Genomic DNA, 14,519 nt, shown 5'->3' with positions numbered 1-14,519 from the left:
CTCCGCAGCTCCTCCCTCCTCCGCAGCTCCCCCTCGAAAGGAACCGCCATGTCCCGCACCCCTCCCCGGCGCGCCGTCGCCCTCACCGCCGGTGCCGTCATCGGCGCCCTCGCCCTCGCCGGCTGCTCCGGCGGCTCCGACTCCGAGAGCGCCGAGGGCGCCTCCGAGACGCTCGTCGTCAGCACCTTCCCCTTCGGCGTCGAGCAGTTCCAGGAGGCGGTCATCGACCCCTTCACCGAGGCGACCGGCATCGAGGTCGAGGTCGAGACCGGCTCCAACTCCGACCGGCTCTCGCAGCTGCAGCTCGCGGGCGGCGACGACCCCGGCGTCGACGTGATGCTGATCAGCGACTACTACGCCGCACTCGGCCAGGAGGACGACCTCTTCGAGCAGGTCGACGCGGACGCCGTGCCCGCGATCGCCGACATCGCCGACTTCGCGAAGGAGGACGTGTACCTCGGCCCGGCCTACAGCTACCAGCTCAACGGCACGCTCTACTCCACCGACGCGTTCTCGGCCGAGCAGGCCGCCGACTGGGAGCTCTACGGCGACTCCGCGAACGCCGGCCGGGTCGCACTGCCCGACATCTCGGTCACCGCGGGCCAGCTGATGATCAGCGGAGTCGCGGCGACTTACGGCGACGGACCCTACGACATCGACACGGCGCTCGACACCCTGTCCGGCTGGGCGCCCGGCGTGCTGCAGTTCTACAGCTCCTCGACCGAGGTCACGAACCTGCTGACGCAGGGCGAGATCACCGCGGCCGACGCCCTGAGCGGCTTCGCCACCGACCTCGTCGCCTCGGGCGAGCCGATCGCCTGGACCCCCCCGCCACGGGCCGCTACATGGCCACCAACCGCGCGATGATCCCGGCGGGCGCGGCGAACACCGACGCCGCCGAGCAGTTCATCGACTACCTCCTCTCGGTCGAGGCGCAGACCTCCTCCGCCGAGATCGTGGGCGACCTGCCCGTGAACCTCGCCGCGCAGGTCCCGGAGTCGATCACCGCCGTCGTCGGCGACATCGCCGCCGACCCGACCGCCGCGGGCTACGAGACCCTCGACCCGACCGAGCTCGTCCCCACCCGCTCGGAGTGGGTCGACCGCTTCGCCCGCGAGGTCACCGCCCAGTAGGCGGCCTCGCCCGTGCGCGGCCGACGCGCCGCGCACGGGCCCTCGACCCCCGCACCGCCCGCACCACCCGGAGAGACCGCCATGAGCACCGAGACCGCCGTCACCACGTCCGCGGGCGTCGTCCCCGACGAGTGGATCCGCCGGATCCCCAAGGTCGACCTGCACTGCCACCTGATCGGAACCGTGCGGGCGAGCACCTTCGCCGAGCTCGCCCGTCGCGAGGGCCTCGCCCTGCCCGCCGACCCCGAGCGGATCTTCGCCGACATCAACTCCCTCCCGCCCGACCCCGCGCTCTACCGCGACACGGTCGTGCCGGTGCCGCAGGGGCGCTCGGCGGGCGAGCCCGAGGTCTCGTACTCGCTCTTCCAGGTCTCGGAGTGGGTCGTGCAGGTGCTCCGCTCGGCCGAGGACCTGACGCGGATCGTCTACGAGGCCTTCGAGGACGCGCATCAGCGCAGCGGAACCCGTCACCTCGAGCTCTTCTTCGACGGCGTCCCCGAGCACCTCGCCGGCCTGGGGTACCGCGGCAGCGTCGAGGCCTACGCCGACGGCATCCGCGCGGCCGAGCGCGACTTCGGCATGACCGGGCGGATGATCGCCGGCATCGACCGCAGCCGCAGCGGCGAGGAGGCCCTCGCCCTCGTGCAGCAGGTCGTCGACTCCCCGCACGAATACGTCGCCGGCATCGGCCTCGACAACCTCGAGACCGCCGGTCCGCCCGAGCGCTTCGCCGAGGCCTACGCGCTCGCCGGCCGCGCGGGCCTGGGCCGCACCGCGCACTCCTCCGAGCACGCGCCCACCGCCGCCAACACGATCACCTGCCTCGACCTCCTGGGCTGCGACCGCATCGACCACGGCTACTTCGTGCTCGAGGATCCCACCGTCGTCGAGCGGATGCGCGAGGACGCCGTGGTCTTCACGGTCGCGTCGACCACCTCCCGCCGCTCCTGGCGCCCGTGGCGCCGCGCCTCGATCCGCGCCATGCTCGACGCCGGTCTGCGGGTCACCCCCTGCTCCGACGACCCGGGCATGTTCCCGACGACGCTCGCCGACGAGTACCGGATCGCCGCGGGACCGATCGGAGCGACGCACGCGCAGCTGCGCGAGATGGCGCTGACCGGGGTGGACGCGTCGTGGCTGCCCGCGGGCGAGAAGGCGCGGCTGCGCGCGGCGGCGGTGGCGGAGCTCGACGCGCTGGACGCGGAGTTCGGGCTGGGGGCGTAGCCCGGGGCGCGCCACCTCCGCGCCTCGAAGTCGAGGGAATGTCAGTGGTCGCCGGTTCACTTCTCGCATGACGGAGATCGGTACGACGGAGGCGGTGCTCGCGGAGGTCCGCGGGCGCGGCGACCGCGCCGCCGTGCTCGCCCGCTCGGCCGCTCCGCTCCACCTCGCCGCGGCCGAGGAGCTGTACGCGGGCTACCGCGCGGCCCTCGAACGCCCCGAGGCGTTCGCCCGCGGCCGGTCGCGCAGCGAGTCGAGCGACCTCGTGGAGCGCTCGGTCCGCGCGGAGTTCGCGGTCGCCCTCGGAGTCTCGGAGGCGTCCGCTTCGCGCTCGCTGGAGCAGGCGCAGCTGCTCGTCGAAGACCTGCCGCAGACCCGGGCGGCGCTGGCCGGCGCTCGCATCCTCTGGGAGTCGGGACGCATCGTCTGCGCCGTCGCCGCCACGCTGCCCGTCGCCTCCCGGGCCGCGTTCGACGAGCGCGCCGCGCACCTCGCCGCCTCCCTGACCCCCACGCAGCTGCGGCGAGCCCTGGCGCGGCTCCGCGAGGAGCTGCACGAGCAGCCTCTCGCCGAGCGGCACCGGCGAGCCCGCGAGGACCGAGCCGTGTGGATCACGCCGGAGGTCGACGGCATGGCGACCCTGTCCGCGCTCCTCCCCGCTCCCGTCGCGATCGGAGCGTTCGCCCGGCTCGACCGCATCGCCCGCACCCTCCGCGAGGGCCGTGCCGACAGCGACGGATGCGGTGCCGAGCCGCGCGACGACCGCACCCTCGCGCAGCTGCGAGCCGACGCCCTGGCCGACCTGCTGTGCGACGGCGACGTGTCGGGCACCTCGCCCGGCCGGCCCGGTGAGCGCGGGGCCGCCACGTTCGTCCCCGGAGTGCAGGCCGAGATCCGCCTGACCCTGCCCGCCACGACCGCCGCCGGTCTCGACGACGGCCCCGCCCACCTCGACGGCTACGGCCCTCTGCCGGCCGACGTCGCCCGCGAGCTGGTCGACCGCGGCGCCTCCTTCACTCGAGTCCTCACCGATCCGGAAGCCGGCACGGTGGTCTCCGTCGGACGCACGCTGCGCGTCCCACCCCCGCGGATGCGCCTCCACCTGCAGCTGCGCGACCAGACCTGCCGCTTCCCCGGCTGCACCCGCTCCGCGTCGGGCACCGAGGCCGACCACACCGTCGAGTGGCGCCACGGCGGCGAGACCGCCCTGCACAACCTCGCGTCGCTCTGCGTCGCCCACCACCACGTCCGCCACGGCGACCGCTGGACCTACGTCCTCCACCCCGACGGCACCGCCGACTGGACCACCCCCACCGGGCGCCGCGTCACCACCCGCCCGGCCCCGGTCCCGGGCGCCCCACCCCGCCCGCGCCCGGCCCCGCGCCCGCGATTCACCGACCCGCCGCCCCCGTTCTGACGCCGACCCCACTCCTCGGTCCTCGGATCTCGAGAATCTCGCGGAGGACATCCGCGCGCTGCAGGACCACACTGTTCCGATGGGGACCGATCCGCTCGCTCACGACGACTCCGAACGTCTCTCCGCCTTTCTCCGTCGGCGGGCTCGCTCCCGCGGTGACGCCGTCGAGGCGGGGCGGGAACGAGGAGGGCGGATCGCAGGACAGGACGACCTCTTGATCTCCGCGGTTCGACTCGGTGGACCGGCCGAGGAGACGGGCGATCGGGTGCCGGGTGCTCGGCTGCGCGCCGGCGTGCTCCTGGCGCTGTCGGGGTCGCTCCTCGCGGTGGTGCCGTTCTCGCTCGGCCGATTGATCGAGGCGGTGAACGGACGGGGTCCGACACCGCTCGCGGCGGACCCGGGCTTCACGGTGATCGCCATCGGCGTACTCGTGTCCGCTGCCGCGATCGCGAGCGTGCCCGTCGCGGTGATCACGTATCTCCTCGACCGTGTCGTCGAGCGGGTGTGGCTCGGTCCAGGCGGGCGCCTCGCTGCCGGAGCTGTGGCCCACGCCCTGATCGGCGGCGCCGCCGGGCTGGTGCTCGGCGGACTGGTCGCACCGATGTGGCGACCGGTCGGGCTGGCGCTGGTGTTCACCGGACCCTGGGCTGCGGCCGCAGCGACGCTGTTCCTCCTCGCATCGACGACGAGAAGACCCGGCCGTCGGCTCCGCCGCCGCGGGTGAGCACCAGCAGGAGCACCGGCCCTCGTCGTCCGCACGAGCCGAGCGAACCAGCGGTCGACCACCCGAGCACCGCCCAACGAACCGGTGATCCGCGTGCCAGCGGATCGCCGTAGCGGAACGCTCCCCGCTCTGCGGACAGCGACCCCCTGCGAGAGCCGACCGCGGAGCGGACGACGACGAAGGAGGAGTCCGCTCAATCGAGCAGCAGCGCCGGCTCCTCCAGCACGCTCGCCACGTCGGCGACGAAGCGGCTGACGACGTCGCCGTCGACGACGCGGTGGTCGAAGGACCCGCCGACCGTGGTCACGTAGCGCGGGCGGACCTCGCCGTCGACGACCCACGGCTTCTGCTTGATCGTGCCCAGCGCGATGATCGCGACCTCGCCCGGGTTGAGGATCGGGGTGCCCGTGTCCATCCCGAACACGCCGATGTTGGTGATCGTGATGGTGCCGTTCTGCATGTCGGCGGGCGCCGTCTTGCCGTCGCGGGCGTCGAGGGTGAGCTTCTCGAGGGCCTGCGCCAGCTCGAGCAGGCTCATCGACTGCGCGTCCTTCACATTGGGCACGATGAGGCCGCGGGGCGTGGCCGCGGCGATGCCGAGGTTCACGTAGTGGCGCACGATGATCTCGGAGTCGGTCCACGCCGAGTTGACGGTGGGGTTCCTCCGGACCGCCCAGATGATGGCCTTCGCCATGATGAGCAGCGGCGACACCTTCGTGCCGGCGAAGTCGGGCGAGTTCTTCAGGCGCTTGACGAACTCCATCGTGCGGGTCGCGTCGACGTCGACGAAGACGCTGACGTGCGGCGCGGTGAACGCGCTCTGCGACATGGCCGCGGCGATGGCCTTGCGGACGCCGCGCACCGGGATCCGCTCCTCGCGAGAATCGGCCCAGGCAGGCGTCTGGATGTTGCGGAAGACGCTGGCCTGCGAGGCGTGGCGGATGACGTCGTCGCGGGTGACCTCGCCGGCGAGTCCGGTGGCCTGCACCTCGAGGAGGTCGACGTCGAGGTCCTTCGCGAGCTTGCGGATGGGCGGCTTGGCGATCACGGGCAGCGCGGCGGAGGCGGGCACCGAGGTGGGGCGCGCAGGGGCGGTGCGCGCGGGCGCGGCCGCCGGGGTGGCGGGAGCGCCCTGCGACCGGCGGCGGCGGGTGGCGACCTGGCCGCCCGCGGTGCCGTAGCCGACCAGTGCGGCGCCCGAGCCCTCTCCGGGCTCGGTCGTGGACGGGGCGGGCGGAGCCGCCTGCGCGGGGTGGGCGGGGATCGCCGGCACCTCGGAGCCGACCGTGCCGGCTCCGGCCTGCACGGTGATGATCGGGGTGCCCACGTCGACCGTCTGGCCCTCGTCGACGAGGACGTCGACGACGGTGCCGCTGAACGGCGAGGGCAGCTCGACGAGGGACTTCGCGGTCTCGATCTCGACGAGGACCTGGTTCACGGCCACCTCGTCGCCGACCTTGACCTTCCACGCCACGATCTCGGCCTCGGTGAGGCCTTCGCCGACGTCGGGGAGGAGGAACTGCTCGGTCATCGTCTGGTTCTGCTTTCTGACGCTGGGGGACGCGGGGCGTCCTGACGCTGGAGGACGCGGATGCGTCAGTACGCGAGGGAGCGGTCGACGGCCTCGAGCACGCGGTCGACGTCGGGGAGGAAGAGCTTCTCGACCTTGGCGGGCGGGAACGGGGTGTCGAAGCCGGCGACCCGCAGCACGGGCGCCTCGAGGGAGTAGAACGCCTTCTCGGTGACGGTCGCCGCGATCTCGGAGCCGAGGCTCACGTTCGCCGAGGCCTCCTGGGCCACGATCAGGCGGCCCGTGCGGCGCACGGACTCGAGCAGCGGCGCCCAGTCGATGGGCGAGAGCGAGCGGAGGTCGACGACCTCGATGCTCGTCCCCTCCTCCGCGGCGACCTCGGCGGCCTGCAGGAGCACCGCCACCATCGGGCCCCAGCCGACGACGGTCACCTCGGTGCCCGGGCGCACGACGCGCGTGGCGTGCAGCGGGGCGGCGGGAGCACGGAGGTCGACGTCGCCCTTGGGCCAGTAGCGGCTCTTGGGCTCGAAGAACATCACGGGGTCGTCCGAGGCGATCGCCTCCTGGATCATCCAGTACGCGTCGTTCGGAGTGGAGGGGCTGACGGCGCGGAGGCCCGCGGTGTGCGCGAAGTACGCCTCGTTGCTCTCCTGGTGGTGCTCGACCGCGCCGATGTGCCCGCCGTACGGCACGCGGATCACGACGGGCATGCTCAGCAGGCCCTCGTGCCGGTTGGTCATCTTGGCCAGCTGCGACGTGATCTGGTCGAAGGCCGGGTAGATGAAGCCGTCGAACTGGATCTCGCAGACGGGCCGGAACCCGCGCATCGCGAGGCCGATCGCGGTGCCGACGATGCCGGACTCGGCGAGCGGGGTGTCGAGCACGCGCTTCGGCCCGAACTCGGCGTGCAGGCCCTCGGTGATGCGGAACACGCCGCCCAGCGGACCGATGTCCTCGCCCATCATCAGGACGCGGTCGTTCTCGGTCATCGCGCGGCGGAGGCCGGCGTTCAGCGCCTTGGCCATGGACATCGACTGCAGCTGCTCCTCGGAGAGGTGCGGCTGCGCAGCCGTGGTGCTCGTGTCGATCGTCATCGCGGGTCGCCTCCGAACGAGTCCTCGTAGCTCTGCAGCCACGCCTTCTGCTCCGTCACCAGCGGATGCGGCTCGGAGTACACGTGATCGAAGATCACCCCGGTCGGCGGCGCCTCGAGCTCGAGCAGTCGGCGGCGGACATCGGAGGCGAAGTCCTCCGCCTCCTCGTCGATCCCGTCGAAGAACGACTGCGGCACGCCCTCGGAGCGCAGGTACGCGGCGAGGCGCGTGATCGGGTCCTTCGCGACCCACGAGGCGAGCTCGTCGTCGGTGCGGTACTTCGTCGGGTCGTCGCTCGAGGTGTGCGCGCCGATCCGGTACGTGAGCGCCTCGATGAACTGGGGGCCGCCGCCGGAGCGGGCGTCCTGCAGGTGCTTCGCGGTGACGGCGTAGCTGGCGAGCACGTCGTTGCCGTCGATCTGCACGCCGGGGATGCCGAAGCCGGAGGAGCGGAGGTAGAGCGGGCTGCGCGACTGCGTGGCGACGGGCACCGAGATCGCGTAGTGGTTGTTCTGCAGGAAGAAGACCTGGGGGGTCTGATAGCTCGCAGCGAAGACCATCGCCTCGCTGACGTCGCCCTGGCTGGAGGCGCCGTCGCCGAAGTAGACGACGACCGCGGCGTCCTTCTCGGGATCGCCGGTGGCGGTGGCCCCGTCGAAGGTCAGGCCCATCGCGTAGCCGGTGGAGTGCAGGGCCTGCGAGCCGAGCACGAGCGTGTAGAGGTGGAAGTTGCCGTTCGCGGGATCGGCCGGGTCCCATCCCCCGTGCGTCGTGCCGCGCAGCAGCGCGAGGACGTTCAGCAGGTCGATGCCGCGGATCTTGCCCACGACGTGCTCGCGGTAGGAGGGGAACACGTGGTCCTGCGGGCGCATCGCGAACGCGGAGCCGACCTGCGCGGCCTCCTGGCCGTGGCTGGGCACCCAGAGCCCCAGCTGGCCCTGCCGCTGGAGGTTCGCGGCCTCCCGATCGAACCGGCGGACGACCGCCATCTCGCGGTAGAAGGAGCGGTGCTGCTCCTCGCCGACGCCCTCGAGGAACGGCACGTACTCCTCGGCCGCGGGGGTCGGGGCGAACCGCCCGTCCGCGGTGAGGAACTGGACCGTCGGCGACTGGCTGCTGGTGACTACCACCCGACTAACCTATCCGCCTCGCGGGATGGCCCTGGGGGAGGGTCCCCACAATCTCGGACGCCGCCGAGAGGAGCTTCTCGACAGAGCCGGCCTCCCCGATCGAGACGCGGATGCCCTCGGGCGGGAAGGCGCGCACGACGACTCCTGCGCGCTCGAAGACCGCCGCCGCCCGCTCCGTCTCGTCGCGCGTGTCGAACCAGAGGAAGTTCGCCTGCGAGTCGGGAACGGTCCAGCCCTGCTCCAGGAGGGCCCGCTGCACCTCGTCGCGCTGGGCGATGATGCGGTCGACGCGCTCGAGCAGCTCCTCGCGGTGGCGGAGGGAGGCGACGGCGGCCGTCTCGGCGAAGCGCGTGACCGAGAGCGGGATCGCGGTCGAGCGCGCGGCGTCGAGGATGCGGGGGTGCCCGATCGCGTAGCCGACCCGGAGGCCCGCGAGCCCGTAGGCCTTCGAGAAGGTGCGCGCGATCACGAGGTTGGGGTGGCGGCCGAGCAGCGCCGTGCCGTCGACGGCCCGCTCGTCGTCGACGAACTCGGCGTAGGCCTCGTCGAGGAGGACGAGGACGTCGCGCGGGACGCGCTCGAGGAACGCCTCGACGTCGTCCGCGGTGGCGACGGTGCCCGTGGGGTTGTTGGGGCTGCAGACGATGACGAGCCGCGTGCGCTCCGTCACGGCCTGCGCCATCGCGTCGAGGTCGTGCGTGTCGTCGGCGCGCAGCGGGACGCGCACGCTCGTCGCTCCGGCGGTCGTGACGAGCGAGGGGTACGCCTCGAACGAGCGCCACGCGTAGACGACCTCGTCGCCCGCTCCCGCCGCGGCGCTGATGAGCTGCGCGATCACGGCGACGGAGCCCGCTCCGACGATCACCTCGTCGATCCCGACGCCGTACTCCTCGGCGAGCGCCGTCCTCAGCGCGGTGGCCGCCGCGTCCGGGTAGCGGTTGAAGTCCTGCACCGACTGCACCTCGTGCAGGACGGAGGGCAGCGGATCGAACGGGTTCTCGTTCGACGACAGCTTGAACGCGTCGGCGGCGGCCGCTCGGCCCTGGCGGTAGGCCGGAAGGGCGAGGATCTCGGGGCGGAGGCGGACGGGGGGAGCCGGCTGGTCGGTCACCCGCCCATGGTAGGCGGCGGGCCGCACGAGGACGGGAGGGCACACGCACACCACTGCACCTGCGGCAACCACCCTTCCCGGGGGCGGACTCCCGCTTTGTCCCCCGATAAGGTGCCGTTATGCGGACTCGACGGCGAACCGGACGGAGCCGCCCCGGGCGGCGGCGGCCCTCGCGCGTCGCCGCGGCCGTGACGGCGGGTCTGCTGGCGCTGTCTCTCGCCGCCTGCACTCCCCGCTCCGAGGCTCCGTCGCCGGCCCCCACCGTGCGGGAGACGTCGATCGACGTGGCCCCGCCCGCCGACTTCACGGCGGCGAAGGACCGAGCGACCGCCGTGCGCGACGACGTGCTCGCGCTGCTCGCGGCGACCGACTCGGTGGTCGAGGGCTCGGCTCGTGCCGATCTCCTCGCCGCGGTGCCGGCCCTGAACGCCGCTCTCGCCGGCGTCCGGGCCGAGGCGCTCACGACGGCGGCCGACGAGGCGACGGAGGCAGAGCGCGTCGTCGCCGAGCGGGTCCTGGGCCTGGGCGCCGCGACTCTCGCCTCCGGTGCGGGCTCCGGCGCGCGGCGCTCCGCCCTCCGCGAGGCGGTCGCGCAACTCGAGGCCGCGGTCGCCGCGGGCAGCGGGTTCGCCGCACCCGTGAAGGCGCTGCTCGACGCCCGGAACCCGCTCATCCCGCCCCCGGGCGGCGGGGGCCCTCCCCCGCCCCGTACCACGCGGGCGCCCGCGCCGCCTCCTCCCGCACCGGCGCCCACTCCGGAGCAGCCGGCGCCGGAGCAGCCCGCCCCCGAGCAGCCCGCCCCCGAGCAGCCCGCCCCGGAGCCGCCGCCCGCGACGACCGCTCCCGTGGAGCCCGTGCCGCTGCCGACCGCGCCGCCCGCGCCGCAGCCCGAGCCGACCACGACCCGGCCGCCGCTCCCACCGCTGCCCGACTGCAGCACCGACCCGAGGCTGTGCCCTCCCGTCCCCGTCCCGTCCATCGGCGAGACCGAGCGCTGACCGCCCGTGCGGGCGCGCCCCTCTCGCGGGCCCCGGTGGGGACTGGGAGAGTGGAGTCATGCGCAGACTCCTCCTCGGCCTCCTGACCAACGCCGTCGCGATCTGGCTCACCACGCTGGTGGTGTCGGGCGTGCGCGTCGACCCGTACGAGGAGGGGCCCACCGCCGCGATCCTCACGTACCTCCTGGTGGCGGTGATCTTCGGCGTCGTGAACGCCGTGGTGGGCGGTGTGATCCGAGTGGTCGCCTTCCCCCTGTACCTGCTCACGCTCGGTCTGATCTCGTTCCTGGTCAACGGGCTGCTCCTGCTGCTGACCGCGTGGGTCAGCGGGCTGTTCGGCCTCGGACTCGAGGTGGACGGGTTCTGGTGGGGCGTGCTCGGCGCGCTCGTCCTCGCGATCGTCAACTGGTTCATCGGGCTCCTCGTGCGGCCGCTCGCGCGCTCGCGCGAGAGCTGACCGGCACCGTCGTCAGGCGGACTCCGACCCGCGAGTCCGGGGCCGCGCGCCAGAGCGCGAACAGGGCGGCCCCCGCCGCGGCCGGCCGGGGTTCCGCGTCGAGGCCGCGCGCGGTGGCGAGGTAGGAGTCGAGCGCGTGGGCGGGCACCGCGCCCTCCTGCCGCGTGGCGCCCGGGTCGGACGGGCGCTCGATGAGCACGACGCCCGGCTCGAGCGAGCCCGACCGCCCGAAGCCGGCGAGGGCAGGCACCAGGTCGTCCGAGTGCTCGACGGACACCGTCCGCGTGCCCGCGGGCAGGTCGAGGCCCCGGACGGGGCTGCCGAACGCGACCACGTCGTGGACGTCGTAGCGGCCCGACTGCGCCACGCGCGCGGCGACCAGCCCGCCCTGCGAGTGCGCGACGATCGTGACGGGCGCCCCCGGAGGGATGCCCGCCGCCTCCATCGCCGCGAGCGTCCCCCGCACCGAGGTCCCCGCGCCCCCGCTCATCGCCTCGAGGTTCGCCGCCGCTCCGAACGCCTGCCCCGGATCCCCGCTCCAGTCGGTCGTGCCGGAGACGGCGACCAGCCACTCCGCTCCGTAGCGCTCGATCACGACCTGCGGGCCGTCGGGGTCGCTCGGCGGGACGCGGCCGGCGAGCTCGCCCCAGCCGCGCGGCGGGGCCTGCACCGAGCCGAACGGGAGCGGCGGGGGTGCCGCCTCCTCGACGCGCAGCCGCCGCTCGCCCGGCGCCGGGAGGACGCCGAAGAGCGTCCCGAGCACGACGAGCACCCCGCTCGCCGAGCCGACACCGCTGCCGATGAGGTCCTCGGCCGGCGGCCGACCGAGGACCGCCGCGACCGGCGGGGGCACGAGGAGCACTCCGATCTCGGTGCCGAGCCCGATCGACGAGATCAGGGCGCGGATGCCCTCGACCACCAGGGCGTCGCCCAGGAGTGCCCGCACCAGCTCGTCGCGCTCCCGGGCGAGCGCCGACCGGTCGCCACCCGGGAGGAGCGCCTCCGCCGACCCCTGCACCGCCCCGACGACCGCGCCCACCAGGGCCGCCGCGTCCTCGAGGGCGGTCGGCGAACGGTGCTCCGCCGACTCGACCGCCCGCAGCCCCCAGCTCGTCGCGGCGAGCGCCGGTCCGGCGAGGAGCGGCAGGGCCGACGACTCGGCGCCCGCGTAGGACACGACGGCGAGCCCGAGGCTCCGGCGGAGGGTCCCGGCGTCGGCCTCGAGCAGCCGGAGCCGAGCACCGAGGTGCGCCAGCTCGCCCGCGCGCTCGGGCGAGTGCACCGAGACGACGGGTGCGGCGGCGTCGGCGTCGGCCGCGCAGGCGGCCAGGCCCTCCTCCAGGGCCTCGAGGATCCGGCTCCGCTCCTCGAGCTCGAGAGTCTCGACCCGGGCGGTCACGGCGCTCCCAGTGCCAGTGTCTCGGCTGCCGCCTCCGCCGCCGCGAGGCCCCCGAGGAGCTCCGCGGCCCGCTCGGCGTAGCCCCTCGCCGCCGCGTCCTCCCAGTCGGCGTCGGGCAGGAGTCCGCCGCTCTGCGCCCTCAGCACCCCGACCCTGCTCGCGAGAGCCCGGAGCAGCGCTCCCGCCCCCGTCGCGTCCTGCTCGATCACCGTGCTCGCCTCCGCCCTCCACCCCCGCAGTCCGCCCCCGTGGAGAGCATCGCCGCGCCGCACCGCCGCCGGGACGCAGGAGGGCGGGATCGGGGAGGAGGTCCTGGATCGACCGGGTGTGAGGGAGCCCCTGTGCACCAGAATGAGCGGGTGACCCCCCGCCCCTCGCGCCCTCGGCGTTCGCCGTGTGCTTCGTCTGCACCGGCAATATCTGCCGGTCGCCGATGGCCGAGGCGGTGCTCCGGTCCCTGGCCGAGCGGGCGGGCCTCGCGTCGGCCATCGAGATCTCCTCCGCGGGCACCGGCGAGTGGCACCTCGGCGAGCAGGCCGACCACCGGGCTCTCGACGCCCTGCAGCGCAGGGGCCTCGACGGGGAGCGGCACCGCGCGCAGCTCTTCGATCCGGCGCGGTTCGCCGAGTTCGACCTCGTCGTGGCGCTCGACCAGGGCCACGAGCGGGCGCTGCGCTCGTGGGCGCGCACCGACGTCGACCGGCAGAAGGTGCGCCGACTGCTCGCCTTCGAGCCCGGCCTCTCACCGCAGGGCGACGTGCCCGACCCCTACTATTCCGATGCGGCGGCGTTCGACTCGGTGCTCGCGCTCATCGAGCGGGCCTGCGAGTCGCTCTTCGCCCAGATCGAACCGGGGCTGCGCGGCAACCGCACCGTCCTGACCGAGACAGACTCCCGAGAACCGGAAGGCACCACCGCATGACGCTCCCCCTCCAGCCGCTCAGCCCGCTCGACGGCCGCTACAGCTCCGCCGTCTCCTCGCTCGGCGAGTACCTCTCGGAGGCGGGACTGAACCGCGCGCGCGTGCACGTCGAGGTCGAGTGGCTGCTCGCTCTGACCGATCGCCGCCTCTTCGGCTCCGAGCCGGTCGACGCGGCCGCCGCCGAGGAGCTCCGCCGCCGCGCCCGCGACTTCGGCCAGGCCGAGATCGACGAGCTCGCGACGCTCGAGGCCACCACCCGCCACGACGTGAAGGCCGTGGAGTACCTCGTGCGCCATTGGCTCGCCGACCTGGGCCTGGAGCGCATCGCCGAGCTCACCCACTTCGCCGCCACCAGCGAGGACATCAACAACCTCTCCTACGCGATCGTCGTGCGGCAGGCCGTCGGCGAGATCTGGCAGCCCAAGCTCCGCTCGGTCGTCGACTCCCTCCGCGAGCTCGCCGTGCGCTACCGCGACGAGGCCATGCTCAGCCGCACCCACGGCCAGCCCGCCACGCCCACCACAATGGGGAAGGAGTTCGCGGTCTACGCCTACCGCCTCGAGCGGGTGCTCGCGCAGATCGACGCGACGGAGTACCTGGGCAAGTTCAGCGGAGCGACCGGCACCTTCGCCGCGCACCTCGCGAGCGACCCCGACGTCGACTGGGCGGGACTCGCCGAGGAGTTCGTGACGTCCCTCGGACTCGACTTCAACCCGCTCACCACCCAGATCGAGTCGCACGACTGGCAGGCGGAGCTCTACGGCAAGGCCGCCCACGCGAACCGGATCCTGCACAACATCTGCACCGATGTCTGGACCTACATCTCGATGGGCTACTTCCGGCAGATCCCGCAGGCCGGAGCGACGGGCTCGTCGACCATGCCGCACAAGATCAACCCGATCCGGTTCGAGAACGCCGAGGCCAACCTCGAGCTCTCCAGCGCACTGCTCGACTCGCTCGCGCAGACCCTCGTCACCTCGCGCCTGCAGCGCGACCTCACCGACTCGACGACGCAGCGCAACATCGGGGTCGCCTTCGGCCACTCGCTGCTCGCCCTCGACAACATCGCCCGCGGCCTGCTCGAGATCGACCTCGACCCGCGAGCGCTGGCCGCCGACCTCGACAGCAACTGGGAGGTGCTCGCCGAGGCGATCCAGACCGTGATCCGCGCGGAGGTCACCGCCGGGCGCTCGACGATCACCGACCCGTACGCGATGCTCAAGGACCTGACCCGCGGCAAGCGCCTCGGCGCCGAGGACCTCGCGGCGTTCGTCGGCGCGCTCGACATCGGCGACGCCGCCAAGGCGCGCCTGCTGGCGCTGACCCCCGCCGGCTACACGGGTGCGGCCTCGGCCCTGGTCGACCGCCTGGGCTGAGCTCCG

At 73.8% G+C, this 14,519-nt stretch carries 15 protein-coding genes; 9 read left to right on the top strand and 6 right to left on the bottom strand.

The window, feature by feature from the left end:
- Positions 1–48: 48 nt before the first annotated feature.
- The 5 genes from AC0CID_RS16265 (at position 49) to AC0CID_RS16245 (ending at position 4,495) form a co-directional block, all read left to right on the top strand.
- On the top strand, positions 49–867 hold the full coding sequence (locus tag AC0CID_RS16265; RefSeq protein WP_465227645.1) for an extracellular solute-binding protein: 819 nt from the start codon (positions 49–51) through the stop codon (positions 865–867).
- Complete coding sequence (locus tag AC0CID_RS16260) at positions 846–1,133, top strand: hypothetical protein (RefSeq protein ID WP_465227644.1); 288 nt, start codon at positions 846–848, stop codon at positions 1,131–1,133. Before AC0CID_RS16265 ends, AC0CID_RS16260 begins: the two co-directional genes overlap by 22 nt.
- 81 nt (positions 1,134–1,214) lie before the next feature.
- On the top strand, positions 1,215–2,357 hold the full coding sequence (locus tag AC0CID_RS16255) for an adenosine deaminase family protein (RefSeq protein WP_465227643.1): 1,143 nt from the start codon (positions 1,215–1,217) through the stop codon (positions 2,355–2,357).
- Between the two features lie 67 nt (positions 2,358–2,424).
- Positions 2,425–3,771: an HNH endonuclease signature motif containing protein gene (locus AC0CID_RS16250; protein WP_465227642.1), complete on the top strand. Its 1,347-nt coding sequence runs from the start codon at positions 2,425–2,427 to the stop codon at positions 3,769–3,771.
- Between the two features lie 214 nt (positions 3,772–3,985).
- On the top strand, positions 3,986–4,495 hold the full coding sequence (locus AC0CID_RS16245; protein ID WP_465227641.1) for a hypothetical protein: 510 nt from the start codon (positions 3,986–3,988) through the stop codon (positions 4,493–4,495).
- 193 nt (positions 4,496–4,688) lie between these two features.
- Here AC0CID_RS16245 and AC0CID_RS16240 read toward each other — a convergent pair whose 3' ends face one another.
- From AC0CID_RS16240 to hisC, 4 genes are all read right to left on the bottom strand, one after another.
- Entirely contained in the window at positions 4,689–6,026 is a 1,338-nt protein-coding gene (locus AC0CID_RS16240; RefSeq protein ID WP_465227640.1) for a dihydrolipoamide acetyltransferase family protein, read from the bottom strand.
- A 65-nt stretch (positions 6,027–6,091) separates the two neighbouring features.
- Positions 6,092–7,057: an alpha-ketoacid dehydrogenase subunit beta gene (locus tag AC0CID_RS16235; protein ID WP_465228121.1), complete on the bottom strand. Its 966-nt coding sequence runs from the start codon at positions 7,055–7,057 to the stop codon at positions 6,092–6,094.
- Between the two features lie 59 nt (positions 7,058–7,116).
- Positions 7,117–8,250: a thiamine pyrophosphate-dependent dehydrogenase E1 component subunit alpha gene (locus AC0CID_RS16230; RefSeq protein WP_465227639.1), complete on the bottom strand. Its 1,134-nt coding sequence runs from the start codon at positions 8,248–8,250 to the stop codon at positions 7,117–7,119.
- Positions 8,251–8,254: 4 nt separating this feature from the next.
- On the bottom strand, positions 8,255–9,361 hold the full coding sequence (gene hisC, locus AC0CID_RS16225; protein ID WP_465227638.1) for a histidinol-phosphate transaminase: 1,107 nt from the start codon (positions 9,359–9,361) through the stop codon (positions 8,255–8,257).
- 119 nt (positions 9,362–9,480) lie between these two features.
- Here hisC and AC0CID_RS16220 point away from each other — a divergent pair, with 119 nt between their 5' ends.
- Positions 9,481–10,359, top strand: coding sequence for a hypothetical protein (locus AC0CID_RS16220; protein ID WP_465227637.1), 879 nt, complete (start codon positions 9,481–9,483; stop codon positions 10,357–10,359).
- 58 nt (positions 10,360–10,417) lie between these two features.
- Complete coding sequence (locus AC0CID_RS16215) at positions 10,418–10,816, top strand: phage holin family protein (protein ID WP_465227636.1); 399 nt, start codon at positions 10,418–10,420, stop codon at positions 10,814–10,816.
- Here AC0CID_RS16215 and AC0CID_RS16210 read toward each other — a convergent pair.
- Positions 10,770–12,215, bottom strand: coding sequence for an alpha/beta hydrolase (locus AC0CID_RS16210; protein WP_465227635.1), 1,446 nt, complete (start codon positions 12,213–12,215; stop codon positions 10,770–10,772). The two genes, AC0CID_RS16215 and AC0CID_RS16210, sit on opposite strands and share 47 nt — an antisense overlap.
- Entirely contained in the window at positions 12,212–12,424 is a 213-nt protein-coding gene (locus AC0CID_RS16205; RefSeq protein ID WP_465227634.1) for a hypothetical protein, read from the bottom strand. Before AC0CID_RS16205 ends, AC0CID_RS16210 begins: the two co-directional genes overlap by 4 nt.
- Before the next feature lie 185 nt (positions 12,425–12,609).
- Here AC0CID_RS16205 and AC0CID_RS16200 point away from each other — a divergent pair, with 185 nt between their 5' ends.
- Together AC0CID_RS16200 and purB are read left to right on the top strand one after the other, a co-directional pair.
- Positions 12,610–13,137 (top strand): low molecular weight protein-tyrosine-phosphatase, encoded by a 528-nt coding sequence (locus tag AC0CID_RS16200; RefSeq protein ID WP_465227633.1) that lies wholly within the window; start codon positions 12,610–12,612, stop codon positions 13,135–13,137.
- Positions 13,134–14,513 carry an adenylosuccinate lyase gene (purB, locus tag AC0CID_RS16195; protein WP_465227632.1) on the top strand — a complete coding sequence of 460 codons (1,380 nt, stop codon included), beginning with the start codon at positions 13,134–13,136 and terminating at the stop codon, positions 14,511–14,513. Before AC0CID_RS16200 ends, purB begins: the two co-directional genes overlap by 4 nt.
- The last annotated feature ends 6 nt before the right edge of the window (positions 14,514–14,519 follow it).

The organism is Rathayibacter sp. AC451, from assembly GCF_979253095.1.
Note: the sequence above shows the minus strand (reverse complement) of the source record. Positions and strands in the feature narration are given on the sequence as shown.

What these genes read in the sequence shown, in the direction of transcription:
- AC0CID_RS16240 (WP_465227640.1), bottom strand. Translation starts at nt 6,026, where the DNA reads ATGACCGAGCAGTTCCTCCTCCCCGACGTCGGCGAAGGCCTCACCGAG.
- AC0CID_RS16250 (WP_465227642.1), top strand. Translation starts at nt 2,425, where the DNA reads ATGACGGAGATCGGTACGACGGAGGCGGTGCTCGCGGAGGTCCGCGGG.
- AC0CID_RS16220 (WP_465227637.1), top strand. Translation starts at nt 9,481, where the DNA reads ATGCGGACTCGACGGCGAACCGGACGGAGCCGCCCCGGGCGGCGGCGG.
- AC0CID_RS16265 (WP_465227645.1), top strand. Translation starts at nt 49, where the DNA reads ATGTCCCGCACCCCTCCCCGGCGCGCCGTCGCCCTCACCGCCGGTGCC.
- AC0CID_RS16255 (WP_465227643.1), top strand. Translation starts at nt 1,215, where the DNA reads ATGAGCACCGAGACCGCCGTCACCACGTCCGCGGGCGTCGTCCCCGAC.
- purB (WP_465227632.1), top strand. Translation starts at nt 13,134, where the DNA reads ATGACGCTCCCCCTCCAGCCGCTCAGCCCGCTCGACGGCCGCTACAGC.
- AC0CID_RS16260 (WP_465227644.1), top strand. Translation starts at nt 846, where the DNA reads ATGGCCACCAACCGCGCGATGATCCCGGCGGGCGCGGCGAACACCGAC.
- AC0CID_RS16215 (WP_465227636.1), top strand. Translation starts at nt 10,418, where the DNA reads ATGCGCAGACTCCTCCTCGGCCTCCTGACCAACGCCGTCGCGATCTGG.
- AC0CID_RS16235 (WP_465228121.1), bottom strand. Translation starts at nt 7,057, where the DNA reads ATGTCCATGGCCAAGGCGCTGAACGCCGGCCTCCGCCGCGCGATGACC.